Origin of the sequence: Paenibacillus sp. 32O-W, from assembly GCF_007679495.1 — a bacterium.
GTDB lineage: Bacteria > Bacillota > Bacilli > Paenibacillales > NBRC-103111 > Paenibacillus_L > Paenibacillus_L residui.
Map to the genome: position 1 here is coordinate 63,305 of NZ_VEGP01000013.1, position 25,986 is coordinate 89,290.

The 25,986-nt window shown below is 49.8% G+C and carries 26 protein-coding genes and 1 other RNA gene; 24 read left to right on the forward strand and 3 right to left on the reverse strand.

The window, feature by feature from the left end:
- The 6 genes from rpsU (at position 1) to FS806_RS07640 (ending at position 5,074) form a co-directional block, all read left to right on the forward strand.
- Entirely contained in the window at positions 1-174 is a 174-nt protein-coding gene (rpsU, locus tag FS806_RS07615; protein WP_144934111.1) for a 30S ribosomal protein S21, read from the forward strand.
- A 12-nt stretch (positions 175-186) separates the two neighbouring features.
- Positions 187-630, forward strand: coding sequence for a GatB/YqeY domain-containing protein (locus FS806_RS07620; RefSeq protein WP_144934113.1), 444 nt, complete (start codon positions 187-189; stop codon positions 628-630).
- A gap of 287 nt (positions 631-917) precedes the next feature.
- Positions 918-2,276, forward strand: coding sequence for an NfeD family protein (locus FS806_RS07625; protein WP_144934115.1), 1,359 nt, complete (start codon positions 918-920; stop codon positions 2,274-2,276).
- 72 nt (positions 2,277-2,348) lie between these two features.
- Positions 2,349-3,341, forward strand: coding sequence for a flotillin-like protein FloA (gene floA / locus FS806_RS07630; protein WP_144934117.1), 993 nt, complete (start codon positions 2,349-2,351; stop codon positions 3,339-3,341).
- Positions 3,342-3,384: 43 nt separating this feature from the next.
- Positions 3,385-3,876 carry a hypothetical protein gene (locus tag FS806_RS07635; RefSeq protein ID WP_144934119.1) on the forward strand — a complete coding sequence of 164 codons (492 nt, stop codon included), beginning with the start codon at positions 3,385-3,387 and terminating at the stop codon, positions 3,874-3,876.
- Positions 3,877-3,946: 70 nt separating this feature from the next.
- Complete coding sequence (locus tag FS806_RS07640) at positions 3,947-5,074, forward strand: PQQ-dependent sugar dehydrogenase (RefSeq protein ID WP_144934121.1); 1,128 nt, start codon at positions 3,947-3,949, stop codon at positions 5,072-5,074.
- On the opposite strand, the gene FS806_RS25680 is transcribed toward FS806_RS07640, so the two are convergent.
- Complete coding sequence (locus FS806_RS25680; RefSeq protein WP_222126609.1) at positions 5,058-5,246, reverse strand: hypothetical protein; 189 nt, start codon at positions 5,244-5,246, stop codon at positions 5,058-5,060. The genes FS806_RS07640 and FS806_RS25680 overlap by 17 nt on opposite strands.
- A 709-nt stretch (positions 5,247-5,955) precedes the next feature.
- On the opposite strand from FS806_RS25680, the gene yqfC reads away from it, so the two are divergent.
- From yqfC to rnpB, 18 genes are all read left to right on the forward strand, one after another.
- Complete coding sequence (yqfC, locus tag FS806_RS07645) at positions 5,956-6,237, forward strand: sporulation protein YqfC (RefSeq protein ID WP_144934123.1); 282 nt, start codon at positions 5,956-5,958, stop codon at positions 6,235-6,237.
- Positions 6,238-6,253: 16 nt separating this feature from the next.
- Complete coding sequence (gene yqfD / locus FS806_RS07650) at positions 6,254-7,477, forward strand: sporulation protein YqfD (protein ID WP_144934125.1); 1,224 nt, start codon at positions 6,254-6,256, stop codon at positions 7,475-7,477.
- Between the two features lie 283 nt (positions 7,478-7,760).
- Entirely contained in the window at positions 7,761-8,732 is a 972-nt protein-coding gene (locus tag FS806_RS07655; RefSeq protein WP_144934127.1) for a PhoH family protein, read from the forward strand.
- Positions 8,733-8,749: 17 nt separating this feature from the next.
- Complete coding sequence (locus FS806_RS07660) at positions 8,750-10,990, forward strand: HD family phosphohydrolase (RefSeq protein ID WP_144934129.1); 2,241 nt, start codon at positions 8,750-8,752, stop codon at positions 10,988-10,990.
- A 3-nt stretch (positions 10,991-10,993) separates the two neighbouring features.
- Complete coding sequence (ybeY, locus tag FS806_RS07665; RefSeq protein WP_144934131.1) at positions 10,994-11,515, forward strand: rRNA maturation RNase YbeY; 522 nt, start codon at positions 10,994-10,996, stop codon at positions 11,513-11,515.
- Entirely contained in the window at positions 11,512-12,210 is a 699-nt protein-coding gene (locus FS806_RS07670) for a diacylglycerol kinase family protein (protein WP_144934133.1), read from the forward strand. The genes ybeY and FS806_RS07670 overlap by 4 nt, the downstream gene beginning before the upstream one ends.
- 35 nt (positions 12,211-12,245) lie before the next feature.
- Positions 12,246-12,644 (forward strand): cytidine deaminase, encoded by a 399-nt coding sequence (gene cdd / locus FS806_RS07675; protein WP_144934135.1) that lies wholly within the window; start codon positions 12,246-12,248, stop codon positions 12,642-12,644.
- A gap of 90 nt (positions 12,645-12,734) precedes the next feature.
- Complete coding sequence (era, locus tag FS806_RS07680; protein WP_144934137.1) at positions 12,735-13,631, forward strand: GTPase Era; 897 nt, start codon at positions 12,735-12,737, stop codon at positions 13,629-13,631.
- Positions 13,632-13,729: 98 nt separating this feature from the next.
- Complete coding sequence (locus tag FS806_RS07685; RefSeq protein WP_144934139.1) at positions 13,730-13,870, forward strand: YqzL family protein; 141 nt, start codon at positions 13,730-13,732, stop codon at positions 13,868-13,870.
- A gap of 96 nt (positions 13,871-13,966) precedes the next feature.
- The gene (gene recO, locus FS806_RS07690) at positions 13,967-14,713 is read left to right on the forward strand and encodes a DNA repair protein RecO (RefSeq protein WP_144934141.1); all 747 of its coding nucleotides are present in this window, start codon (positions 13,967-13,969) and stop codon (positions 14,711-14,713) included.
- A gap of 493 nt (positions 14,714-15,206) precedes the next feature.
- Positions 15,207-16,028 carry a pyruvate, water dikinase regulatory protein gene (locus FS806_RS07695; RefSeq protein WP_144934143.1) on the forward strand — a complete coding sequence of 274 codons (822 nt, stop codon included), beginning with the start codon at positions 15,207-15,209 and terminating at the stop codon, positions 16,026-16,028.
- Between the two features lie 90 nt (positions 16,029-16,118).
- On the forward strand, positions 16,119-16,583 hold the full coding sequence (locus tag FS806_RS07700) for a YaiI/YqxD family protein (protein ID WP_144934145.1): 465 nt from the start codon (positions 16,119-16,121) through the stop codon (positions 16,581-16,583).
- A gap of 38 nt (positions 16,584-16,621) precedes the next feature.
- On the forward strand, positions 16,622-18,454 hold the full coding sequence (gene dnaG / locus FS806_RS07705) for a DNA primase (RefSeq protein WP_144934147.1): 1,833 nt from the start codon (positions 16,622-16,624) through the stop codon (positions 18,452-18,454).
- A 42-nt stretch (positions 18,455-18,496) separates the two neighbouring features.
- Positions 18,497-19,618: an RNA polymerase sigma factor RpoD gene (gene rpoD, locus FS806_RS07710; RefSeq protein WP_144934149.1), complete on the forward strand. Its 1,122-nt coding sequence runs from the start codon at positions 18,497-18,499 to the stop codon at positions 19,616-19,618.
- 109 nt (positions 19,619-19,727) lie between these two features.
- Positions 19,728-20,564, forward strand: a complete 837-nt coding sequence (locus tag FS806_RS07715; protein ID WP_222126610.1) for a hypothetical protein — start codon at positions 19,728-19,730, stop codon at positions 20,562-20,564.
- 1 nt (position 20,565) lies between these two features.
- Entirely contained in the window at positions 20,566-21,342 is a 777-nt protein-coding gene (locus FS806_RS07720; protein WP_144934153.1) for a tRNA (adenine(22)-N(1))-methyltransferase, read from the forward strand.
- Positions 21,309-22,424, forward strand: a complete 1,116-nt coding sequence (locus FS806_RS07725; RefSeq protein ID WP_144934155.1) for a Nif3-like dinuclear metal center hexameric protein — start codon at positions 21,309-21,311, stop codon at positions 22,422-22,424. The genes FS806_RS07720 and FS806_RS07725 overlap by 34 nt, the downstream gene beginning before the upstream one ends.
- Before the next feature lie 64 nt (positions 22,425-22,488).
- Positions 22,489-22,918, forward strand: an RNA gene (gene rnpB, locus FS806_RS07730) — RNase P RNA component class A.
- A gap of 65 nt (positions 22,919-22,983) precedes the next feature.
- Here rnpB and FS806_RS07735 read toward each other — a convergent pair.
- Positions 22,984-24,837 (reverse strand): S8 family peptidase, encoded by a 1,854-nt coding sequence (locus FS806_RS07735; RefSeq protein WP_225312717.1) that lies wholly within the window; start codon positions 24,835-24,837, stop codon positions 22,984-22,986.
- 171 nt (positions 24,838-25,008) lie between these two features.
- Entirely contained in the window at positions 25,009-25,935 is a 927-nt protein-coding gene (locus tag FS806_RS07740) for an AraC family transcriptional regulator (protein ID WP_144934157.1), read from the reverse strand.
- Between the last annotated feature and the right edge of the window lie 51 nt (positions 25,936-25,986).

The window sequence follows — 25,986 nt, forward strand, 5'->3', positions numbered from 1 at the left end:
GTGTCAGAAACAAAAGTTCGTAAGAATGAAACAATAGATGCTGCTCTTCGCCGCTTTAAACGTTCCATCGCTAAAGATGGAGTGCTGGCTGAGGTAAAAAAGCGTAAGCATTACGAAAAGCCCAGCGTTAGACGTAAGAAGAAGTCGGAGGCCGCTCGGAAGCGGAAGTTCTAGGAGGACTTATTGATGAGCTTAAGTGATCGATTGAACGAAGATATGAAGCAGGCGATGAAGAGCCAGGATAAATTCAGACTCTCCGTAATCCGAATGATCCGCTCCGCGATCAAGAATATTGAAATCGATCAGCGTAGATCGTTGGATGACAACGAAGTGCTTGATATAATAAGTCGTGAAATCAAACAGCGAAAAGATTCCCTCCAGGAATTCGAAAAAGCAGGCCGAGAGGATTTGGCGCAAGCTGCTAAAGCAGAAATTGCCGTCATTGCCGAGTATCTTCCGCAGCAATTGACGGAGGAAGAGGTTAGAGTTCTTGTACAGCAGACCATCCAGGAAACGGGCGCTTCTTCCAAAGCGGAAATGGGCAAGGTGATGGGTGCTCTTATGCCGAAGGTAAAAGGGCGCGCAGACGGCAAGCTCGTCAATCAGTTGGTACAACAACTGCTGAATTAAACCGACAACTGGTGAAACACCCCGTTCAGGGGTGTTTTTTACTATCTTAAGGAATACGCAGACAGGTTTCTGATCCGCAGCTTAGGCTGCGGATCAAAAACCGCTACTAGGCATGTTTTACTGGTTCCTATGGAGCGGTTGCAGTACATAATTTTCCAGTCGGGAGTAATCATATTTACAAGGCAGACGACTTTTGCAAAAATTTGTTTAAGCTTTGAAACATATGCCAAAACTTTACGTAGTACTTTGTAAAAGGCTGCGAGAAAACCAAGAAAGGAGGGGGAACTATGCTCAAAAAAAGAATTATGCAGGTGGTCTGGTTATTGCCTTTGTTGTTAATGCTGCTGCCCTTTGCAGGAATCCATGCGGAGAGCCAGCCCGCTTCATCCCGTGCCGTATATATCATCCCGGTGCATCAAACGATTGAAAGCGGTCTGCAGAGCTTCCTGGAGAGAGCCTTTAAAGAGGCGCACGAAGCGTCTGCCCAACTCATCGTCCTGGATATCAATACGCTGGGTGGAGAAATTACCGCAGCCATGGAGATTGGAAATCTCGTAAGAGATAGTAAAATACCAACGGTCGCTTTCATACATGGAGACGCCGCATCCGCGGGCACATTCATTGCCTTGAATGCCAATGAAATCGTAATGTCTGAGGGGAGCGTCATCGGCGCGGCGGCCATCGTCGATGTGAGCGGCAGGGAAGTGGATAATGCCAAGCTGATTTCTTACTGGGTAGAATCGATGGAATCGGCTGCCAAGATGAGAGGGCGCAACCCGGTTATCGCCGCGGGAATGGTCGATAAAAATATCGAGGTCGATATCCCTGAAGCCGGCCGGAAATTTGCCGCAGGCCAACTGGTCTCGCTTTCCTTCGATGACGCCTTGAAAGCGGGCTATTCCGAGCATACGGCTAACACTCTCGAAGAAGTGTTGAGCTACAAAAATGTACAGGAGGCTCCGCGCATATTTGTAGAACCGAGCACAGCGGAGAACCTGAGCCGGATTCTTACAAGCCCCGTAGCGAAAACCTTGTTATTGCTGGTTGGTATCGCTGGCGTAGCGATTGAACTGTTCGTTCCGGGCTTCGGCTTGCCGGGCATCCTGGGGGCTCTCGGGTTCGGCTTATACTTTTTTAGCCATTATATTGCCGGTTTTGCCGGGATTGAGGAGATTGTTTTATTTGTTCTCGGCATCATTTTGCTCATTATAGAAGTTGTCGTTCCGGGCTTTGGATTGTTTGCCGCGGCCGGTACCATTTCCCTGATCAGCGGGGTTGTGATGGCTTCCTATAATACGGCGAGCGGTTTGAAATCGTTGGGGATTGCCGTGATTCCCGCTATTATCCTGATCGCCATCTTTATTAAGATCTTTAAGCGTAAAGGAGTATGGAAGAAATTCATTCTGAGTGAAGAGCAGAAGAATGAGGAAGGGTATACAAGCAGTTCCGTCAAAGACCATCTGTTAGGAAAAAACGGAGTGGCTTTAACGGTCCTTCGCCCATCCGGCACCGCATTGATCGGTGAAGAACGCATTGATGTGGTCACCTTTGGGGATTACATTGATAAAGGCCGGAAAATTAAAGTAACCCAAATAGAAGGAACACGGGTAGTCGTCCGCGAACTTAATGAGGATGAGATCGGCTAGAGCCGGATCCAGGCTGAGCCCCGAGGCTCATTAAGACAGATAACAATAAAATGAATCAGGAGGTTGTTACATTTGGCTGATCTAGATATTTTTACTTTGTTGATCGCAGCGCTGGTTATTATTGTGCTGGCCGTATTTTTCAGCTTTTTCCCGGTGATGCTGTGGATTTCCGCACAAGCCTCCGGCGTACGCGTCGGGATTTTCACCCTGGTGGCCATGCGCTTGCGTCGTGTCATTCCCAGCCGGATTGTCAATCCGCAAATCAAGGCTACCAAAGCGGGACTTGGGCTGTCCATTAACCAATTGGAAAGCCATTTTCTCGCCGGGGGGAATGTTGACCGGGTAGTCAATGCTTTAATCGCGGCACAGCGTGCGAACATAGCGCTTGGCTTCGAACGTGCGGCTGCCATTGACCTGGCCGGACGGGATGTGCTGCAGGCCGTACAAATGAGCGTTAACCCGCGAGTGATCGAAACTCCGATGGTTGCCGCCGTAGCCAAGGATGGAATTGAAGTAAAAGTTAAAGCGCGCGTTACGGTACGCGCGAACATCGACCGCCTGGTCGGGGGTGCGGGAGAAGAAACGATCATTGCCCGCGTCGGAGAAGGAATAGTCACGACAGTAGGTTCCTCCAACACTCACAAGGACGTGTTGGAAAATCCGGATTCGATCTCCAGAACCGTACTTGGCAAAGGCTTGGACGCCGGAACTGCGTTCGAAATTTTGTCTATCGATATTGCAGATGTAGATGTAGGTAAAAATATCGGAGCCCACCTCCAAACCGAGCAAGCGGAAGCGGACAAGCGGATTGCCCAAGCGAAAGCGGAAGAACGCCGCGCCATGGCCGTTGCACAGGAGCAAGAAATGAAGGCCAAGGTAGTGGAGATGAAAGCGAAGGTCGTCGAAGCCGAATCCCAGGTTCCGCTGGCTATGTCGGATGCTCTGCGCCAAGGCAAGCTTGGAGTCATGGATTATATGAACTTGAAAAATATAGAATCCGATACCCAAATGCGTTCCAGCTTCGGACGCATGCAGGGAATGGATGACAAGAATGACAAGGAATAACCCTGGCTTCCTCACCATAAACCGAAGCAAAGGGGGGGACTAAGTGGGAATTATCGAGTATTTGTTGGATAACATCCATATCGTTATTATTGTGCTTGCCATTATATCTACTTTGGTGTCGAAGTCCAAACCCGGCAAGCCGAAAAATACGAGAAGCATGCCTCCTTTCGGAGGGGGGCCGGTCCAACCGGCCTCATCATCGGATCGTTCCCCGGAGACCGTTCCAAGAGCGGACCGGCCGGACAGAGAGGCTATGGATCGGCGATCGGTCATAGAGGATAAGCCGCTCTACAGTCATGATGATGAAGAAGAAGAGAGATACCGGGAAGTCTTCCGCTATGAAGAACCGGAATCCGGGCAACCGGCTGCCAACGCCTCGGCTACCGGTTCCCGCCGGACCTTCGATCATCGCTCTGAAGCGGATAGGCTGAAAGAGAAGGAAAGGGCTGACCAACTGCAGCGCAAAGCGATCCAAGGTATTATCTGGTCCGAGATTCTCGGGCCGCCCCGCTCCAGAAGACCTTACCGCAAGTAATTACACACCCCTGCCGGGTTCAGCCGGCAGGGGCATTTCCATATTCACTCATAGTAAAGGAGTGGCCCAAATGATAAAGAGTATCGGGATCTTCTTGATCCTCCTGCTTACAGCAGCCTGTTCCCCGGACAAGGCTGTGGACAGGCCAGAGGCGACGGGTCCGGTCATGGGGCAGGAGGAAGAAGGACGTTTACCGCATGAAGCGGAGATAATAGCCGAGCAATTAAATGTTCCCTGGGAAATGGTATTTACCCCCGAGGGAGATATTTTATTTACGGAAAGACCCGGACAAATCCGGCTTATTAGGCAGGGAAAGTTAGTGGAGGACCCGGTATTCCGGTTTGAAGAACCGTTCATAAGCAAAGGGGAAGGAGGGCTGCTGGGTCTTGAAATCGACCCCGATTACTCTAATAACGGTTATTTGTATGCCTATCATACCTATGAGGAGAATGGCCGGGTTATGAACCGGGTGCTTCGTCTGCAGCAGAGGGAAAGCCGGATCGAAGTGGACAAGATATTGATAGCTGATATTCCCGGGGATACGAATCATAATGGAGGGCGTATTAAATTCGGGCCGGACGGGCTGTTATACATCACGACCGGAGAGCGGTATGAACCTCAGCTTGCCCAAGATTTGCAGAGTCTGGGCGGGAAGATCCTGCGCATCCATCCGGACGGGACGATTCCGGAGTCCAATCCTTTTTCGGGTTCGCCGGTCTATAGCTGGGGACATCGCAATGCCCAAGGATTAGCCTGGCATCCGGATACCGGCAAGCAGTACAGCTCCGAGCACGGCCAGACAGCGCGGGATGAGATCAATCTCATTGAGCCGGGGAAAAATTACGGCTGGCCGGTGATTAGCGGCGACCAGGAGCAGGACGGAATGGTCCGACCGCTGCTGCACAGCGGGGATGATACCTGGGCGCCCTCGGGTATGACCTTCATAAGCCAGGGCCCTTGGAAAGGCAGGCTGCTTGTGGCTAATTTGCGCGGGATGCAGATTCTCGCGGTTACCTGGGGAGCGGATCATACTTCAATCGAGCATACCTCTGCACTATTTCACCATGAGCTGGGGAGAATTCGCAATGTTACAGAAGGTCCGGACGGCTCCCTGTATGTAATGACCAATAATCGCGACGGGCGGGGTACACCCGGACCAGGGGACGACAAGTTAATTCGGCTCAAGCCGTTGTTTTAATCCCCATCTCTCTCATTTCTCCTTGAAATCCTCGTCTTTCAGCTTTCATATCGTTATGAAGAAGAGCCGGCCAGGCTCTTTTTTGCCACATAGGAATCTTTAAGTTCTTTACAGTGTTAATATGGTGCTGAATAAAGATTCCAATTGGCATAAAAAGCACCTCTTTAGCCACCGCTCAGTTCCGTAGACTCCCGTTTTATGCGACTCTTTGAGACAGTCCCGGTCATCCGCCTAATTATGTAGAAAGACAATCAAAACTGCAGGTCTTTTTGGGAAAAAGCCGCGCAGTGCCTTATTCTAAAGCGATAGTGCAGGTCTTTGGAGCGATTTTTGCGAAATGGCCCCATTTTGTCAAAAAAGATCTGCACATTTGAGCGTCTTTCCCTTTCTTTTTGGAAAAAGGCAGAATTCTAATGTACTTTTGTTCGTCTTTACGATGTCCTTACGGACCCAGATGCGACCTTCATGCATGAACAATGGGTGGCTTTCTCTTGCCTATCATTTTGCTACAATGGGCAGCGATGAAAGAGAAGAGTAGGTGGGTGCGGAAAATTGACCGCCAGCCTCGCTCTTTTTTTGGAAAGCATTCACGATTTAGTCGGTTCAGGCCGTTTCTCAGCAGTTTGGAAGCTGCTTGGGACGGCTTCTTGTTTTTTTGCATGACATTTGCGCGGCACCACGAATGCCCCAAGATGATTGGCGAGGCGGGATTTGCAAGAGTCACTATGGGTTTTCATTAAGTCACAATTGGTTAAGTTGGAGCGTCGCGAAGGCGGTTTTTCTGAACAATCTGTTACCAGCGGAGAGTCCTTTTTTCATAAATGGCGAAGCATCGGCATAATTTGTAAAAAAGCCTATCAGTTCGGGGGGATGAGCGAGGCATGCGCTCCATTAAAAAGAAGCTCAACATGATGACCGCGAAGCTGCTCGAAGTGCCTCAGGATGTCATCCTTGATCTGCCCAGATTGACGATGATCGGTAATATGCAGCTCTACATCGAAAACCACAGAGGGGTCCTGCATTTTTCCAGTGAATTGCTTAAGCTGGCGCTCGGGCAGGGGGCGCTGGAGGTCCGCGGGGAAAATTTGGTCATGAGGGGCATACAGACGGAGGAAGTCTTCATCGAGGGCAAGATCCACGATATTAAATACATCAATTCATAATAAAGGGTGAATGCGGGTGCGACCAAATATCATTTCCAGGCTCAAGGGATATGTGACTATTGAATTGCGCGGGGAAAGGCTGGAGGAATTCATCAATCTGGCTGCCTCTTCCCGTCTCGTTCTGTGGGACATGCAGATTAAACAGCCGAATCTGGCCGAGGTGAATTTGCATATCGAAGATTTTTACAAGCTTCGTCCGCTTTTAAAAAAGACAGGCTGCCGCATACATCTTCTTAAAAGATACGGGTTTCCTTTTTTCCTGGACAAGCTGTGGAAACGAAAGTTTTTCATTGCCGGTCTATGCTTCTTCATCGTCGGTCTCTTCCTGCTATCCTCCATCGTCTGGAAGGTAGAAGTGGAAGGAAACGAGAAGCTGATGAAGATGGAAATTTTGGAGAAGGCGAAGCAGCTCGGGATCTATGAATATCAATGGAAGTTTCGTCTGGGCAACCAGGAGGATTTGGCCAGGGAGCTTCACAAACAGCTTCCCGGGGTGGCCTGGGTGGGGGTGAAGGTAGAAGGCACCCACATTAAGATACAAGTGGTGGAGAGCGCCAGTCCCGAGCAGAAGGAGCTTAAAAGTCCGCGTCATCTGATCGCCTCCAAAAATGCGGTCGTTACTAAAATTTTAGCGGAGAAAGGAAAGCCGGTCGTCCAACCTGATCAGTATGTGCGGAAAGGGGACTTGCTTATTTCCGGACTGATCGGCAACGAGCAGTATCAGCAGACGGTAGTTTCGCAGGGACAGGTCAAAGGATTGGTCTGGTACACAAGCAAAATCGAAGTTCCGATGGTTCGCAAATATAAAACTTATACCGGAGAGTCCTACCGCCGCTTCTATCTTGTCTTCGGAAACCGGGCGCTGCAGCTAACCGGCTATGGCACTTCATATGAACAATCCGAGCAGGAAGCTTCGCGCAAAACGCTCCAATGGAGGAACTACGGCCTGCCGGTCGGCTGGATGAATGAGAAGGTGCGAGAGGTTCGTTACCTGGAAGAGCCGTTGGAACGGGAAGCGGCGCGTCAGATCGGTCTGGAGCGGGCTCGGGCGGATATTCTCCACGGAGCGGGTGAGGATTCGAGAATCACCTCGGAGAAGGTGTTGAAGGAGCAGGAGGAGAACGGAGTGCTGGTGATGGAGGTTCATTTCGAAGTGGAGGAGAACATTGCCGTCGAGCAGCCGATCGTAAACTTGCCTCCGGAAGCGGACCCGGCCCCGGGAGAGAGCCCCGTCAGCTAGCACCTGCCGATAACGTCCCGCCCCATGGAGCTTGAGAGAGGCCGCTATTGGGAGAGGGTATACGCTTTTGGTTCGCAGCGAATAAACAGCGTAAAGCAGCCTTCACAAGCTTATGCAGAAGTCTATATCAAACTAGCAAAAACCGGTTACGATAACAGCCGCTTCTTTCCGAAATAGAAAGCTGCGGCTCTTTTCTTTGCATTAATATTTGCTTCCGGGAGCACATATACGATAATATCTTACGTATAATATAGTTACTGATGATTAAGGAGATTGAGGCCTTTTGACCGATCGCGAACACATTGTCAAAATACCGCTAACCAACATAGCCGAGGGGCTGTCGTTGTTTGGACCGCAGGACAAGTTTCTGTCTATCGTAGAGAAGCAGACCGATGCGAAAATTTTTTCCCGGGAAGAAGAGATTGTCATTCAGGGACAAGCCCGCGAGACCCAGCGGCTGCAGCAGCTGTTCGAGGTACTGCTGGAATTGGTCCGGAACAACTATCCGTTGTCGGAACGGGACATCCATTATGCCCTGGAATTATCCAAACAGATGATGGCGGATCAACTGCTTGATTTATTCAAAGGGGAAATTACACATACGTACAGAGGCAAGCCGATCCGTGTCAAGACGATCGGACAGAAGCAGTATGTCGGGAAAATTCGCAAACAGGACATTGTCTTCGGCATCGGCCCGGCCGGTACCGGCAAGACCTACCTGGCTGTCGTGCTCGCCGTGGCTGCCTTGAAGGAGGGCAAGGTCAAGAGAATCATATTGACCCGACCTGCCGTGGAGGCGGGAGAAAGTCTCGGCTTCCTGCCGGGAGATCTTCAGGAAAAGGTTGACCCGTATCTGCGCCCATTGTATGATGCTCTTAACGATGTGCTGGGGGCAGAGCAGGTTGCCAAGTCCATGGAAAGAGGCTTGATTGAAATTGCTCCTCTCGCTTATATGAGGGGCAGAACTCTCGATGATTCATTTATCATACTGGACGAAGCCCAGAACACGACCCCGGAGCAGATGAAGATGTTTCTGACCCGGCTGGGGTTTGGCTCGAAGATGGTCATCACCGGGGACATCACGCAGATCGATTTGCCCAGGGGCAGACGATCCGGATTGGTGGAGGCTGAGCGCATACTGGAGAACATCGACGAAATCGGATTCGTATATTTCTCCGAACAGGATGTGGTCCGCCACTCTCTGGTTCAGAAAATCATCACCGCCTACAACCTGGATCAAGAAAAGCATGGATAGAGAGGACTGAAAGTTTCATGACAAGAAACGAACCGTCCGCTACCGGGAATTCACCCTCCCGGTTCAGTCAATGGAAAACAAGCCCGGTTATCCGTTATTTGTTATTGCTGGGTTTTGCCCTTCTGTTTTATTTTTCTCTTCTAAATGAAGTCGTTCCGGAAACCTATGATATTCAGCCGAATAAAGTCAGTGAGAAGACGATCTATGCTCCTTATCAGGAGGAGAATTCGCTGGCTACGGAGAAAGCCAAGGAAGAGGCCGCTTCGCGGATTCAGCCGGTTTATAAGATCGTATCGATCAAGAATGAACAAATTGTCGAGACGATCTTCGACAAGCTTGAGCAGAATAATACCGATCCGGAAATGACCTTCGATGTCAGAGTCGATCTGTATCGAAATTTGCTTCCGGCTATCTATACGGATTATGTAGAGAGATTTATGAAGACATTGAGGGCGGCCGGTAATTATAACGACACTCTCATGAATGAGATTGAGAAGCAGCTGCTGGAGCAGCAGTACAAGTTTTCGGAGGAAAGCTACTATAAATTTCCGCGGCTGACCAAGGACGATTTGACGGCCATGGAAACGGTAGCGAAGGACATCGTCAATCGGCTGATGAATGACCCGCTTGTGGAGGCGCAGTCTGCCCGGGCCAAAGTGACCGAGATGGTCAACTCTTCGACATTGACGAAGAATACGGCGCGGGAACTGGTGCAGGAAATTGTTCGCTTTGCCCTGACACCCAACAAGTTTTATGATGCCAAGGAGACCGATCAGGCCAGGGCTCAGGCAAGAGAGAATACGAAGCCGGTTCTGTTCGGAAAGAATGACGTTCTTGTCTATAAAGGCGAGATGATAACGGAAGAGACGTACCAGCGGCTCAAAACCTTCAACCTGCTCAAGGATAAAACCGATTTTCGTCCGCATTTGGGCCTGGCTCTGCTGGTAGCGCTGTTCGTTCTGGTCATTTTCATGTTCATCCGCCAGAGCAAATTGAGCATCCGGAATAACAATTCCCAGCTTGTCATGCTTCTGCTGATCTTCTTCTTGAATATTATCGGAATGAAGATTGTCTCCCTGGGACAAAATTTGGAGTATCCGCATATCGGTTACCTTGCCCCCGTTGCTATGGGAACGATGCTCGTAATCGTACTGCTGGATGCGCCTCTTGCCTACGTCTCGTCGATTATTTTCAGTTTGATGTCGGGGATTATCTTCAGCGTGGACCAGGAGCGGCTGATGGATTACCGTTACCTGTTCGTTTCGCTGATTGTAAGCTTTGCCGCTATCTTTTCCTTGCACAAGGCCAGTCAGCGGATTACGATCTTGAAGGCCGGGATTATGATATCGGTCTTCGGCTGTCTCGGTATCGTCACTCAGGCTCTGCTGGATAACCGGTTTACGATGACGGATCTGTCTTACGGATTGTCGTTCGCGGCTGTCGGAGGCATTATTAGTGCCATTCTGGTGATCGGAATTATGCCGTTCTTCGAGATGGCCTTCGGGATTCTGTCTCCACTCAAGCTGGTCGAGCTGTCTAATCCGAACCTGCCGCTGCTTCGCAAGCTGCTGACCGAAGCCCCGGGCACCTACCATCATAGTGTTATGGTCGGTAACCTGTCAGAAGCCGCAGCAGAGGCGGTGGGAGCTAACGGCTTGCTCTGCCGGGTGGGCTCTTATTATCACGATATGGGCAAGACCAAGCGCCCAAGTTATTATATAGAAAATCAGATGAATATGGATAACCCGCATGACAGCATTGAACCGAGCCTGAGCAAGGCGATTATTACCGCGCATCCCCGGGACGGTGTAGAGATGCTGAAGGAGCATAACCTGCCCAAGGCGATCCGCGATATTGCCGAACAGCACCACGGGACGACGCTGCTCAAGTATTTTTACTACAAGGCGGTTAAGCAGGCGGAGGAAAGCGGGGAAGGCAAGGTCGTTGAGGAAAGCGAATACCGTTATCCCGGTCCTAAAGCGCAGTCCAAAGAAGCGGCTATCGTGGGAATTTCGGACTGTGTGGAGGCGGCCGTGCGTTCCTTGCGGAGCCCGACGATTGAACAGATCGATTCCATGGTACGTAAAATTATTAAAGACCGTCTGGATGACGGGCAATTCGACGAGTGCGACCTGACGATCAAGGATTTGGATACCATTGCCAAAGCGCTCAAAGAAACATTGCTTGGCATCTTCCATGCCCGTATTGAATACCCGGGCGATTTGCCTAAAAATAACGATAGCAAAGGAGAGTCTTAAACGATGGCCTTATTGCTGGAATGGAGCAATGAACAGGATCAGTTAGAAATTACTCCCGAGCTGATCTCCATGATTGAAGAATTGCTGCAAATCGCCGGTAAGCGGGAAGATATTCCCCTCGGGGAAGTCGCGCTGAGCTTTGTTACCGACGAAGAAATCCGCAAGCTGAACAAGGAATACCGGGGACTGGATAAGCCGACGGATGTCCTCTCCTTTCCGATGATGGAGTTCGGTGCCGGGGAGCTTGAAATCAACTACGGCGAGCTGGAGGAGATTGCTTCCGACGAGGATACGCTTGGCGGAAGCTTGTTCGGCGCCGATCAGTTGGGGGATATTATCATATCCGTGCCGAGAGCGATAGAACAAGCAGGCGAATACGGCCATTCCATTAACCGGGAAATCGGATTTTTGTTCGTACACGGTTTTCTCCATCTGATCGGTTATGACCATCAGACAGAGGACGAAGAGAAGCGGATGTTTCGCAAGCAGGAAGAAATATTGCAGGAGGCCGGTTTGATCAGGTGAACGGGATTGCAAAATGGCTGAAAAGCTTCCGCTTCGCTTACCAAGGAATTAAATATGCTTTAACTACCCAGCGGAATATGAAATTTCATTTTTCCGCTTCTTTTGTCGCTCTTCTCTCCGCCCTCTTCTTCCGGTTGGGCAAGTGGGACATTTTATTCATTCTGCTCGCAGTCACTCTTGTCATTGTTACGGAGCTGATTAATACCGCAGTCGAGAAAGCGGTTGATCTGGCTATGCCGGAGGTCCATCCGTTGGCCAAAATCGCGAAAGATGTTGCCGCAGCCTCTGTTCTGGTGTCTGCGGTTTTTGCCGTTGCCGTCGGGATGATCGTGTTCTTCGAACCGCTGGAGAGATGGATAAGCGGGATTAGGGAGGAACCGGCCAAGCTGTCTTCCTCGGCGGTTTGGCTTTATCTGGGATTGGTCGCCTTTACTCTGATCGTGACAGAAACACGGTTTTCGGCCAAATCTTATGTTCGCCCGAGCTTGTGGATGGCCGTCTCCTTTTCCATATCGACGCTGATTGTTCTGTTGACTTTCCATCCGTTGGTATCCGTACTGGCTTACAGCTTGTCTGTCCTATTTTTGCTCATACTGTATCAGAGAAGGACCCGCACGCTTCCGGCACTGGTTTTTGGAGGAGCTATTGGGATCACTGTCACGATTATGGCTTTTTGGCTGCATACGTTATTATAGGAGTAATAGTAAAAATTTGAGGAGGGGACAGCATAATGAACGATGTATCCGCATGGATTCAAGAGGCTGCATTGGCCCGCGACAAAGCATATGTTCCTTATTCGGGCTTTAAAGTGGGCTGTGCGTTGATCGGCGCGGACGGGACGATCTTCCACGGCTGCAATGTGGAGAACGGAGCTTATGGGCCGACCAATTGCGCGGAGCGGACAGCCCTGTTCCGGGCGATTGCAGACGGACAAGCCCCGAGGTCGTTTCGGGCGTTGGCGGTGATCGGCGATACTCCCGCTCCGATTACCCCGTGCGGGGTTTGCCGCCAGGTCATGATCGAATTATGCGCGCCGGATATGCCGGTGTATATGGCCAATTTAGCGGGTGATGTCAGCGAAACGACGGTTTCCGCCTTGCTTCCCGGCGCCTTTACACTGCCAACCTGAAATCGGTCCTTTGCGGAAAATCGCACAACGGGTATCAGGTCATTTTATTTACCGCCGTCAACATTGTATAATACCAGCAGGAGGGATGGAATGAATCAGAAATTTCACTCAGGATTCGTCGCCATTATCGGCCGGCCGAATGTCGGGAAATCAACCTTGCTCAACCAGGTGATCGGCCAGAAGATAGCGATTATGTCCGACAAGCCGCAAACGACACGAAATAAAATTCACGGCGTCTATTCGACCGACAGCAGTCAAATTGTTTTTCTGGATACGCCCGGTATTCATAAGCCCCAGTCCAAGCTGGGCGACTATATGATGAAAGTGGCGGAAGGGACGCTTAACGAAGTAGATGCGATCCTGTTTTTGGTCGATGTGGCGGAAGGGATTGGCGGCGGGGACCGGTTTATTATAGAAAGGCTTAAGCAGGTAAATACTCCGGTACTGCTGGTGCTTAACAAAATCGACCGTGTGCATCCGGAAGAGCTGCTGCCGATAATCGCTCAATATAAAGACCTGTATTCTTTCGCCGAGATTGTTCCGGTATCGGCTCTGCAGGGAAATAATGTTGCCAACTTACTGGACATTATTGTCCGCTATTTGCCGGAAGGACCTCAATACTATCCGGCGGATCAGGTGACAGACCACCCGGAGCAATTCGTCTGCGCGGAGCTTATTCGTGAGAAAATACTGCATCTGACAAGGGAGGAAATCCCCCATTCCATCGCGGTCACGATAGAGGATATGAGGCAGGAAGAGAACGGTGTCGTTCATATTTCGGCCGTCATTTTCGTCGAACGCGATTCGCAGAAAGGGATTATCATAGGCAAGCAGGGAGCGATGCTGAAGGAAGTCGGAAGGCAGGCGCGGGTCGATATAGAGCGGCTGCTCGGTTCCAAGACTTTTCTCGAGCTCTGGGTCAAGGTGAAGAAGGATTGGCGCAATCAGGAGCGCATTTTGAAGGATCTCGGTTTCCGGCACGATTGATTGTAAGCAACTGTTAATAATTGCTTCGCATAGGAGCTTAAGCAATAAAGCATTCTAATGAGTAAGCATCGATACTTTTCTTTGGAAGGGTGTTGCTTATGAGAGAGTTCTATTGGGATTATTTTACCCGAACGGGAAATATAGACGCTTATTTGCTTTATAAAGACAAGGATGATTGGCCGGAAGACGAATGGAATCTGACGGAAGAGGAGCCGGACCGCGAGGAATGGATCGACTGAAGAAACGGTGCCCGGGTTGTTAAGCTTGGAGCACCGCATACAATAAATCGCCATACCTCTAAAGCGATTCGGCTTATACGGAGAGGAACGAAGCCTATGCTTAACCGGACGGAAGGTATCGTTATCCGCACGATGGATTATGGGGAAGGCCACAAAATTATATCCCTCTTCACGCGGTCTATGGGGAAGATAAGCGTGATGGTGCGGGGAGCGAAGAAGGTCAAGAGCAGATATTCCGCCATTGCGCAGTTATTTACGCATGGCGATTTTGTTATTTATAAAGGCAGTCAGATGGGGACCCTGAATCACGGGGAACCGATTCATTCTTATCAAGAGATAAGAGAAGATCTGCATAAGGCTGCCTATGCCGCCTATTTGGTCGAGCTGGTCGAGCGGATGATGCCGGAGGCCGAACCCGATCTCGTCATGTTCGAGCAGCTGCTGGCCGGTCTGTCCGCGATTGCGGAAGGCAAGGATGCTATGATTGTAATTCATATCATGGAGATGAAAATATTAGCTTTGTCCGGATACCTTCCTCAATTGGAGCAATGCGTCTCTTGCGGCCGGACTTCGGGCGATATGGTATTAAGTCCTTCCAGCGGGGGGATATTGTGCTCCGCATGCAAGGCCAAGGATCATCATGCCATGCCTGTGTCCGCCAAGATTCTGCGCCTGCTTCGCTTGTTTCAGAGAGTCGATTTGCGCATGCTGGGAACGGCGGAGGTTAAGGACGAGACGAAAGCAGTTCTGAAAGCGGCCATGAGAGGCTTTATGGATACTTATCTGGATGTCCGGTGGAAATCAAGAAGCTTCTTGGACCAGATGGAAAAGTACAAGCTTTAGCTTTAGCAAGCAGTATGCACTACGATTACTCCCGTCCCGAATCGGTCAGAAAAGGGGCGGGAGTGTTATTTACCAGATGGGTCGACGATTTAACTGTATTTTATGTAGTTAAATTCAAGTGAACGGTATAAATTGATTTAAATAAATGGAAAAACTACATTTAGAATCAAGGTTTTTCGCTGAAATCGTCTTTTTTGCACAAACTAGCTGCGGTTTTTCCACTTAGTTTCCGTCTTTCGCTCCGGAGGAAAAAACTAGCTGTATAAAATCCAGTTAAACGTCCAATAAGTTATTACGTCCTGAACATCCTTTAAACGGGGTCGTTCATCCATGAAATAGTCCGACAGGAGCTTTTTGATCACCGGATTCAAATAAAATGATGAAAATGAAACAATTTTTGCAATCATGCGTATATAATATAATGCACTACTATGAAAAACAGAGATTTCATTAGCTTTTATAAGGTTAATGTATTGAAAAAGGGGGGTTGCACTTGACGGAGCCTATTTCTTCACCTGTCGTCTTTGTAGTTTCCGATTCCGCCGGCGAAACGGGAGAATCGGTTGTAAAAGCGGCTGCAGTCCAATTTTCACCTATAAAAATAGATATTCGAAGAGCGACCTATATTCATGACCGGCAAGGAATCGATCGCATTGTGCAAACCGCTAAGCAAGCTAATGGAGTGATCGTCTTTACATTGGTTATTCCGGAGCTGCGGGACTACTTGCTGGAGCAGGCCGTTATTCAACAGGTCATTACCATTGATCTGCTGGGCCCGATCATTTCCAATCTGGAGAAAGTGCTTCATCGTCCGGCCAGGCATGAGCCGGGTATGATTCATCAATTGGATGAAGCTTATTTCAAGAAGGTAGAGGCCATTGAATTTGCCGTCAAATACGATGATGGGCGAGATCCCCGGGGAATTCTCAAGGCGGATATCGTTCTTGTCGGCGTCTCCCGGACTTCCAAAACGCCTCTGGCTATGTATCTGGCGCTGCATAAACGCTTTAAGGTGGCGAACGTGCCGCTTGTGCCCGAAATGAAGCTTCCCGATGAGCTGTTCACTATTTCGAGCAAGAAAATTGTTGGGTTGACGATCCGGTCGGACAAGCTGAATGTCATACGGAAAGAACGACTGAGAGCATTGGGATTGGCCGGGAACGCCAATTATGCGAAGGTGGAGCGGATCAATGAGGAATTGGACTATTCCGCCTCCGTTATGTCGCGGCTCGGATGCGTCGTGATCGATGTCTCCAATAAGGCCGTCGAAGAAACCGCCAGCCTGATCGAAGATATTATGCGGACAAGGAAATAGGTTTTTGCGAAGATTGGAAGGATTTCTTCTGTTCGAAGCGTATATATAAATGACGAATAAACCACCGGGGCGCGAAAGGAAGACGGTATAATGCAGGGACCCAAAGTAATAGTCGATGCCGACGCGTGTCCGGTGAAGGCCGAAATCATCAAGGCGGCGGGCATTTATGGCGTTAGTGTGTGGATGGTCGCTTCCTTCGACCATCAGTTGTCCCCCTGCGATGGAGTTCGGGTGATCCAGGTGGACCGTTCGGATCAATCCGTCGACATGTATATCGCCAATCAACTCTCCCCTCAGGATGTGTTGGTGACTCAGGATTTCGGCCTGGCTACGATCGGCCTGGCCAAAAGAGCGCACGTGCTGTCGAACCGGGGGCAGATTTATACCGACCGGACCATTGATTTCTTGTTGGAAAGAAGGCACGAGCAGTCCAAAAAGCGCCGTTCCGGGAAGCATACGAAGGGACCGAAACCTTTTACCGATGAGGATCGGGAGCGATTTCTACAAACTTTGACAAAACTTTTGGGGAATTTGCAGGAAAACGGCCCAATGTAGCGAATAGTATACGTGTTAACGAATGAAGGTGATGAGGAATGAGCTACGGACGAATTCCTGAAGAGGTCATAGAAGCCGTCTTAAAGCACCATGATATTGCCGATGTAGTGGGCAAGTACGTAAAACTGACGAAGCAGGGCCACTATTTGAAAGGATTATGTCCCTTCCATTCCGAGAAAACTCCTTCCTTTACGGTGACACCGGAAAGGCAAACCTATTACTGCTTCGGGTGTCATGCGGGCGGAAACAGCATTAACTTCCTGATGGAGATGGAAAGCTATTCCTTCGTCGAGGCCGTACGCCATATGGCTGAAGAGGCCAATATTCCGATTACGTGGGATACTCCTACCGGAGAAGAAACGGAGAAGCAGAAGGAAGCATCGGCTATGCTGACCGCTCACGAATTGGCCGCTAAGTGGTACCACTATATTCTTCTAAATACGGAGCAGGGAAAGCATGCGCTTGAATATTTGCGTTCCCGGGGATTGAGCGATAAATGGCTCGATTTTTTCCAAATTGGTTACGCTCCGGCCATGAAGGATAAGTTGTTTCAGTTTCTGCTCAAACGGGAGCTGCCTCAGACATTGCTTGAGAAGGCAGGTCTTATCGTAGAGCGATCGGATGGAAGCGGCTTTGTTGATCGGTTTAGGGACCGGATCATCTTTCCGATTCATGATTATAAGGGGAGGGTCATAGCTTTTGCAGGACGTGCGCTCGGGGATTTGCAGCCCAAATATTTAAACAGTCCCGAGACGCCGCTATTTAACAAAAGCCGTCAATTGTTCAATTTGCACCATGCCCGGCCAGCGATACGAAAATCGGGGCATGCCGTTCTTTTTGAAGGATATATGGATGTCATTAAAGCGTGGGAAGCGGGCGTGGTGAACGGGATGGCGACGATGGGGACGGCTTTAACCCAGGAACATGCGCTGGCGCTGCGCAGATTGGCCGATCGGGTCGTTATATGTTATGACGGAGATCGGGCCGGTCAAACGGCCGCGTACAAAAGCCTGCCTATCCTGGAGAAGGCAGGGCTGCAGGTTAGAGTGGCTTATATTCCCGACGGCGCGGATCCCGATGAATATATTACGGCTAGAGGAGCGGATAAATTTCGATCGGAAGTGCTGGATTATGCCATGTCGGCGGTCCAGTTCAGATTGACCTATATCCGCAGCAACTTTAATTTTAAGGACAAGAACGATACGGTCCGCTATTTGAAGGCAGCCGCAAGGATAATAGCGGAGATCTCATCGCCTATAGAGCGGGAGCACCATGTCAAGGCTTTGTCCGATGAATTTTCTTATCCGGTGGAAGCGATCAAGCAGGAAATGAACGAATTTCGCCAGCAATTTCTAAAAATGCAGGAAAACGGGGATAATAACGAAAATCCGTGGAATAATGTAATAGATAATAATAGAGCTAAGGATGAAGCCCCCTCCCTATTACCTGCTTATCATATTGCGGAAATCAAACTGCTTGCTGCCATGATGCTGGACCGGGATATTGCGGAAGAGGTCAGTATAAGGATCGGGGACCAATTCAATATAGAAGATCACGCAGCCCTGGCTGCCTATTTGTACGCTTTTTATAATGAAGGGAACCGGCCAGATATCAGCCGTTTTTTGGCTTTCCTGCAAGACGAGGAACTAAGCCGGCTGGCCAGCTCTATCGCAATCCGGGAAAGCGGGCAAGGAATCAATCCTCAAGTGATAGAAGATTACATTCAAGAAATTAAGAAAGTGCCTTGCCTGAACGCTATCAAGCAAAAGAAACAAGAGATGATCCAGGCGGAGCGTGCGGGAAATATCGTCCAGGCGGCACAAATTGCTAGTGAAATCATCATTCTAGAGAAACAAATGAAATCATTGTAGGTTCTACCTTTTGATGATTCTAGGTAGGAGGGAGCAGACATTATGGCGAACGAACATCATACGGAGCTGGAAACAGAATTGACTTTGGAACAGGTTAAGGATCAATTAATCGAATTGGGTAAAAAACGATCCACACTTACTTATAAAGATATTATGGAGAAATTGGCCCCGTTCGATCAGGATCCGGAGCAGATCGATGAATTTTTCGAACAATTGTCCGAGCTTGGAATCGATGTCGGCAACGATTCGGAAGAAGATGTTCTTCCTATCGGAGATGATGAGCAGGAGCACGACGAGTTTAATTTCGACGACGATTTATCTCTGCCCCCGGGAATTAAAATTAATGATCCGGTCCGTATGTACTTGAAAGAAATTGGCCGCGTTCCGCTTTTATCTGCAGAAGATGAAGTCGACCTTGCCAAGAGAATAGAGAATGGGGACGAAGAAGCGAAGCGCAGACTGGCCGAAGCCAACCTGAGGCTGGTGGTCAGCATTGCCAAACGTTATGTAGGTCGCGGAATGCTGTTCCTTGATTTGATTCAGGAAGGGAATATGGGCTTAATTAAAGCGGTCGAGAAGTTTGATTTTACGAAGGGCTTTAAATTCAGCACTTACGCTACATGGTGGATTCGTCAAGCGATAACAAGGGCTATTGCCGATCAGGCGAGAACGATTCGTATTCCTGTTCATATGGTGGAGACCATTAACAAGTTAATTCGTGTCTCCCGTCAGCTGCTGCAGGAATTGGGAAGAGAGCCTACGCCGGAAGAAATCGCCAAGGAAATGGATTTAAGCACGGATAAAGTGCGTGAAATTATGAAAATTGCCCAAGAACCGGTTTCTTTGGAAACCCCAATCGGTGAGGAAGATGATTCTCATCTTGGAGATTTTATAGAGGATCAGGAAGCGCTGGCTCCGGCAGACGCGGCAGCCTACGAGCTGCTTAAGGAACAGCTGGAGGATGTGCTGGATACATTGACCGAGCGGGAAGAGAATGTACTCCGGCTTCGGTTCGGACTGGATGACGGCCGTACCCGGACTTTGGAGGAAGTGGGTAAAGTCTTCGGAGTCACCCGGGAAAGAATCCGGCAGATCGAAGCGAAAGCTCTGCGCAAGCTTCGTCACCCTAGCCGTTCCAAACGGTTAAAGGATTTTCTAGAATAATTCCGTTTGGCCTTTCTGCTTGCAGTAAGGCCAATTTTTTTCGGATAAACGGGTTGAAGCTGAGCACTGTATGACAGGCTCCCGGCTTGTCTCATCCCGTTGGAATGAGGTGAACGGTTTGGAACCGGAGAGAAGAAAGCTGATTATCCGGGAAATTAGGGAATGGCGCAGCAGCCGGTTGCTTCCCGAGCAGTACTGCGATTTCCTGCTCAATCTGTATCAAGACGATCCGGAGGAGAGGAATGATCGGGGCTGGCATGGGCTGTCTCCGGCCGCTATTCGTAAAGGAAGCCTTCGCAGTTGGTTATCATTTTTTGGAACTGTTGGGATAATTTGTTTGATTGCTTTTAATTTTAACTCTTTTCCCCTCCCATTGCAAATAGCCGCCGTTTCCTTTTTCGTTATTGTATGCTACGGCTTTGGGATACGTTTGCGGAACCGGCTTCCGGTTCTTTCCTGCATTTGCATGGCGGCTGCTTCCTTGCTGCTTTTGGCAGGAGGGGTGAATCTGTTAGGCAGCGCGGGTGCTGCGGAGACAGTACTGTCTGCCTATGCCGCAGCCTGTGCAGTCATCTGGATGGTAGCGGGCCTGTCAGCCAGGCTGCCCTTGTTTCATTTCGCCGGATGGATTCTGCTTCTGGTCATATATGCATCCATGCTAAATCGCTACCTGCTTCATCCGGATTGGATAGAGCTGGAGATGGCATGGATTCCTGGCGGAATTTTGCTAATATGGGTTGGATGGCTGCTGCACAGGCATCATCGATCGGCCGCTTCGGTATTATTGGCGATTGGAGCCCTGATTTGGTTCATCCCCGAGGTTTACGGTTATGTGAACAGTGATTTTCCGAAAGAGGCTTTGCAGCTTCTCTGGCTGGGCAAATGGGCTGCAGCAGCAATCATCTTATATATGTTCAGAAAAAAATGGACCGATTGGATTGTTTAGAATGATAACTATATCAAAAAGATTGAAGCAAATTGCATTATTGGTTCCGCAAGGAAGCCGTCTGGCCGATATCGGCTCCGACCATGCCTTACTGCCGGTTTACTTGGTGCAGCAGGGGACGATAGAATCTGCTATAGCCGGTGAACTGAATCCCGGACCTTATGCCGCTGCCGCCAAGCAAGTCCGTGAAGCCGGCCTGTCGCGCCAGATTGATGTGCGTAACGGGGACGGACTGTCCGTGTTAAAGGACGGGGAAGCGGATGTGGCGGTCATAGCCGGCATGGGAGGGCATCTGATCGCGCGTATTCTAGGCGAAGGGATTGCAGCCCTTCCTTCCATTCGAAGGCTTATTCTGCAGCCCAATGTAGGAGAAGAAGCGGTTCGCCAGTGGCTGCTGGATAACGGATGGTTCCTGGAGCAGGAGCACATTATGGAAGAAGACGGCAAAATCTACGAAATCATGGCGGCGATCCGGTCGGAGGAAGCGGAAGAGGCTAATCAGGCGCTTTATTGCGTCCGGCCTGTGGAAGGCACGGAGGGAATCATGCTGGAACGAGCCGATTTGATAAGCATGGGACCTTATTTGGTCCAAGAGGTGTCTCCCGTATTCGTTGCCAAATGGGAACGGGAAATCGACAAGCTGGTCAAAGTTTCCGATCAATTGGCCAACTCCCGGCTGGAAGCATCGGAAGCCAAGCAGGAGCAAATAAATAAGAGGATTGACCGAATTAAGGAGGTATTGCAATGTTTGCAAAAGGCCAAACGGTTATCCAGCTAATGGAGAAGCTCGCTCCGAGGCATTATGCGGTTCCGGATGACCGGATCGGGCTACAATTGGGTACCCTGAACAAAGAAATCAGGAAAGTGATGGTGACTCTGGATGTGGTCGAGGAGGTCGTGGACGAGGCGATTTCCGAGCAAGTGGATCTGATCATCGCCCACCATGCGATTATTTTCCGGCCTCTCAAGCATTTGCAGACGGAAACTCCTGCGGGCCGTGTATATGCCAAGCTTATCAAGCATGACATTGCGGTTTATATCGCGCATACCAACCTGGATGTAGCGGATGGAGGCATCAATGATATGATGGCGGATGCCCTGAAGCTTGAGAATACCAAGCCTTTGGATACCGTTTTTACGGAGAAGCTGAAGAAATTGGTCGTTTTCGTTCCGCAAGATCATCATGAGCGAGTGCTGATGGCGATGCTTGATAACGGGGCGGGAGCAATTGGCGATTACAGCCATTGCAGCTTCAATCTGTCGGGAGTCGGAACGTTCAAGCCAGGTGAAGGGACTAATCCCTATATAGGTGCAACCGGGAAGTTCGAGGAGGTTCAGGAAATCCGGATCGAAACGATTGTGCCGGAAAACCTTCAGGGTAAGGTCATTCAAGCCATGCTCAAAGCCCATCCTTACGAGGAGCCTGCGTACGACCTTTATCCGCTGGATCTTTCCGGCCGAAAGCTTGGTCTGGGCCGGGTGGGCCGCTTGCCTCAGTCGATAAGTTTGGCTGAACTGGCCGAGCAGGTCAAGAAGGCATTCGACGTTCCGGCCGTTAGAATTGTCGGCGAGCCCGGGACAATGCTGAATAAGGCAGCCGTATTAGGAGGATCGGGCAGCCGGTATATCGGTTCTGCGTTATTCGCCGGCGCCGATGTGCTCATCACGGGAGACGTGGATTATCACTCGGCCCAGGATGCCTTAGCCGCCGGGCTATGTATTATCGATCCCGGGCATAATTCCGAGAAGATCATGAAGGCCGGGGTGGCCGCTTATTTAACCAAGGCGCTGGCGGATGGCCGTTATGATACGGAAGTAACAACTTCGCAAATCAATACGGAGGTTTTCCGATTCCTGTAATTGATGGTGCCAGCTTTTGGCGGTTGTAATTGAACATGAACCATTGTATAATTTTATAGATTGGGAAGTTTGACAGACAATCGCCGGCTGCGGTGACGCAGCGGGAGGAAAGTCCGGGCTCCATAGGGCAGGATGCTGGATAACGTCCAGTCAGCGCGAGCTGAAGGATAGTGCCACAGAAATGGACCGCCGATGGCTATAAGATGCTGGATCTATTCCATATCGAATAGCACAGGCAAGGGTGGAACCGTGGTGTAAGAGACCACGAGGAAATATGGCGACTTATTTCCTGGTAAACCCCATCCGGAGCAAGACCTAAGAGGAACGCCGTAAGATTCGTCTTACAGCCTTAGCCCGAGGTGCGTTCGGGTTGGTCGCATGAGTCGTGCAGTAATGTACGGCCTAGATAGATGATTGTCACTTCAATGGTGGGAGGGTCTGATCCCGTTCGGACCACTGGAAGTACAGAACCCGGCTTATGGCAAACTTTCCACATAATCTAATGAATGCATTAACCCGCCCTTGGGGGCGGGTTTTTCTGTATGCTTCACTCTATAAGCTATTCCTTCAGCCCGTAACGGGATTCCAACCGATCTATGTCACGCTGCAGCCATTCATCCCAATTGGCTGCCGACTCTCTTCCGCGGGCGGCCATTTGCAAAGCCCGGTTGACATTGATCTGCCCGTAACCGAAATATCTATCCTTCCCGGGCGTTCCCAGATCATCGGCCGATTTCCGCATAATATCCATTACTTCCGTATTTTTGAGCAGCGGATTGACGGAGCGGATCAAACCGGCCAGGGCGGCCACGTGAGGGCTGGCCATGGATGTGCCGGATAATGCCGCATACTGGTTGTTCATATAGGTGCTGGCTATGCTTACGCCCGGCGCAGCTACATCGATATAATCCCCGTAGTTGGAGAAGGGGGCCTTTTTCTTATCCGCATCCGTAGCGGCAACGGCGAAGACTTCGGGGTAAGCAGCAGGATATCCCGGCTGCTCCGTATTATCATTTCCGCTTGCGGCAATTAGCACGACGTCTCTTTCGAAGGCATAACGAACCGCATCATGAAGGAAATTGGCGTCGGCATAGTTCCCCAAGCTCAGATTGATGACTTTCGCCCCGTTATCGGTTGCCCAAATAATTCCTTGAGCGACCGCATAGGTGCTGCCGGCTCCCGTATGATCCAGCACCTTGACGGGCAGCACCGGATTATACCAGGTCATTCCGGCTACCCCAAGATTGTTGTTCGTTGCGGCAGCCACCACCCCGGCGACATGAGTGCCATGACCGACGTCATCCGCCGGAGAATTGTTCTGGGCGATCACGTTCCAGCCTTTCAGAAGCCTGTCCTTAAGGTCGGGATGATTCAAGTCCACGCCTGTATCGACAACCCCGACAATGACCTCTCTGTTCCCGCGGTCCAGCTCCCAGGCGCGGTCCGTGGCAATGATCGGGAAATTCCACTGATACTTCGTGTACAAAGCATCGTTAGGAACGACTCCGGGAGCGGGCTCTGTCGGTACACGCACAGTATCTTCGTTAGTTAGATACAAGAAATGGGGTTCGGCATATTCGACATCCCACTTTTCAAAATAGCTCAGCAGCTGCTTCGCATCCATCGACCCGGATTGAAACACATAGGTGTTTCCAAGCTTCTGGGCATCTGCAGGAGCGTGAATTTCCTGCTTGATCTGGTTTAATTGAGTATCGGTCGGAGGCTTCTTGAACTTGACCACGATTTCGTTGACGTTGTAGTGGCTGGATCGCCCATTTTCTTCAGGGTGATCGATTTTTTTGTCCTTAAGCGTTCCTGCCTCAACCGATTCAATCTTCCAGTTTCCTTCCGCAGGGTAAGGGATAGTGCGTAAATTTTGCCGCTGCTTGGCATCTACATCATTTAAAATATCTTGACGTACTGCGGCAACGAGTGACGAATTTTCATTCACCGGAACTCCGAGAACGAAATACGTATGTGCCCCCACTTTGATCGCTTCCGATTCGTAAGAACGGCCCGCCTTGGCGGCTTCCTTCGCTTCGTTCAATTTCGGCTGAAGCGTCTGTTCCGCAGCGGCATCGATTTGTCCTGCGGTCTTGGCTTGCTCCAGCGGCTGGTCATTAGGGGACCAAAGCAAGCGGGTCATGTGAGGATGACTGGCATGCAGCGAATGAAGCCGGTTCACAATCGCATCCGGATCGCTGGCTTTCAATTCATTGGCTGTTTGCTTAAGAATGGAGGCACATTGAGTCCGGCATAATTGCTCGGTAATTTGCACGTCCTGAGCGACAAGCTTATGTTTGTGTTCAAGCTCCTGCTCACCCGACATCTGCTCGGGGGGACGGTTCAGGCATCCGGCCGGGACAAGAGTCAATGAAGTAAGCAAACATAACAACGCTATGCGTTTCCCCAAATTTTCCTGCACCTCCTTTAGGGTGAAAGGTAACCGCTCTTGGCGGTTTATTTCGGAAGCCCGTTAAGCCTCCTCTTGTTAGATTTCGATTTGTGATAGCGAATTATGCGGAGCAGCATTTGCAAATTACGGGCAGGAGGGAGGGGAAATTTGGTTTTTTTACTTTGACAGTCATCTCATTTTGGATACAGTATTCAGATGCGCTTCCCGGAATTCTTTCGGCGAGACGCCTTTAAACTTCTTAAACACCCTTGAAAGCGTTTGCGAACTATTGAAGCCTACTTCCAGAGCGATGTCCAGGATGCTCATTGATGTTGATGCCAGAAGAGATGCCGCTCTTTCAACTCTTAAGAAGTGGAGATAGTCAATGAAGCTCTGGCCGACATGCTGCTTAAAAAGGCGGCTGATATAGGAGGCGTTCCAATTAAACTGTTTGGCTAGCCCATGCAGTGTAAGATCATTGTGAAAATGAAGATGCAAATAATAAAGCAAATCAAGTACATTCCGCTGCGAATCGGTTGACAGTGAAATATTGGCTTCTTCCGGATGGATGGTTCGGAACAAAAAAACGAAAGCTTCAAGCAGCTTGGAATGCAGAACGGCATCTTTGCCGAATTTTTCGCTATTGTATTCTACCTCCATCGATTTAAAAATCTGTTCCATGAAGGCAGTCTGTTCTTCATCCAAATCGTAGTGAGAGGGAAGGATTGTCCCGGTCTTTAGCAAGAAATTGACGAGGATATCGCTCGACCTGTTTGTAAGCAAAAGCTGGATATCGAACATGCAATTGTATTTATGTACAATAGGCTGATGCAGTTGAACTTCATGAATATGATGCGGCAGCAGAAACGATACGGTTCCGCGTTTAAAGCGGTGCGGCTTTCCATTCAATATCTCCACGCCGGTTCCATCAATGACGAGACTTAATTCTGCGAAATTATGATGGTGGAGCGGGTAATCCCTCTTCATGAATTTCTCCATAATAAATATCGGAAGCCGGCTCTTCCCGTAAAGCTTATGGGTCAAAGAATCCTCATACAATAATGTTGAGATCATGTACAACACCCATCCATTCCATTCATTATTTTCCCATTCCATTATAACAAAAAACGGGACGCCTTCGGTTTAGAAGTGTCCCGTTAATTGTGT

Excerpts from the sequence above, each read along its gene's own strand:
- FS806_RS07620 (WP_144934113.1), top strand. The coding sequence starts at position 187 with ATGAGCTTAAGTGATCGATTGAACGAAGATATGAAGCAGGCGATGAAG.
- FS806_RS07625 (WP_144934115.1), top strand. The coding sequence starts at position 918 with ATGCTCAAAAAAAGAATTATGCAGGTGGTCTGGTTATTGCCTTTGTTG.
- FS806_RS07640 (WP_144934121.1), top strand. The coding sequence starts at position 3,947 with ATGATAAAGAGTATCGGGATCTTCTTGATCCTCCTGCTTACAGCAGCC.
- yqfC (WP_144934123.1), top strand. The coding sequence starts at position 5,956 with ATGCGCTCCATTAAAAAGAAGCTCAACATGATGACCGCGAAGCTGCTC.
- FS806_RS07660 (WP_144934129.1), top strand. The coding sequence starts at position 8,750 with ATGACAAGAAACGAACCGTCCGCTACCGGGAATTCACCCTCCCGGTTC.
- ybeY (WP_144934131.1), top strand. The coding sequence starts at position 10,994 with ATGGCCTTATTGCTGGAATGGAGCAATGAACAGGATCAGTTAGAAATT.
- cdd (WP_144934135.1), top strand. The coding sequence starts at position 12,246 with ATGAACGATGTATCCGCATGGATTCAAGAGGCTGCATTGGCCCGCGAC.
- era (WP_144934137.1), top strand. The coding sequence starts at position 12,735 with ATGAATCAGAAATTTCACTCAGGATTCGTCGCCATTATCGGCCGGCCG.
- FS806_RS07685 (WP_144934139.1), top strand. The coding sequence starts at position 13,730 with ATGAGAGAGTTCTATTGGGATTATTTTACCCGAACGGGAAATATAGAC.
- recO (WP_144934141.1), top strand. The coding sequence starts at position 13,967 with ATGCTTAACCGGACGGAAGGTATCGTTATCCGCACGATGGATTATGGG.
- FS806_RS07700 (WP_144934145.1), top strand. The coding sequence starts at position 16,119 with ATGCAGGGACCCAAAGTAATAGTCGATGCCGACGCGTGTCCGGTGAAG.
- dnaG (WP_144934147.1), top strand. The coding sequence starts at position 16,622 with ATGAGCTACGGACGAATTCCTGAAGAGGTCATAGAAGCCGTCTTAAAG.
- rpoD (WP_144934149.1), top strand. The coding sequence starts at position 18,497 with ATGGCGAACGAACATCATACGGAGCTGGAAACAGAATTGACTTTGGAA.
- FS806_RS07720 (WP_144934153.1), top strand. The coding sequence starts at position 20,566 with ATGATAACTATATCAAAAAGATTGAAGCAAATTGCATTATTGGTTCCG.
- FS806_RS07725 (WP_144934155.1), top strand. The coding sequence starts at position 21,309 with ATGTTTGCAAAAGGCCAAACGGTTATCCAGCTAATGGAGAAGCTCGCT.
- FS806_RS07740 (WP_144934157.1), bottom strand. The coding sequence starts at position 25,935 with ATGGAATGGGAAAATAATGAATGGAATGGATGGGTGTTGTACATGATC.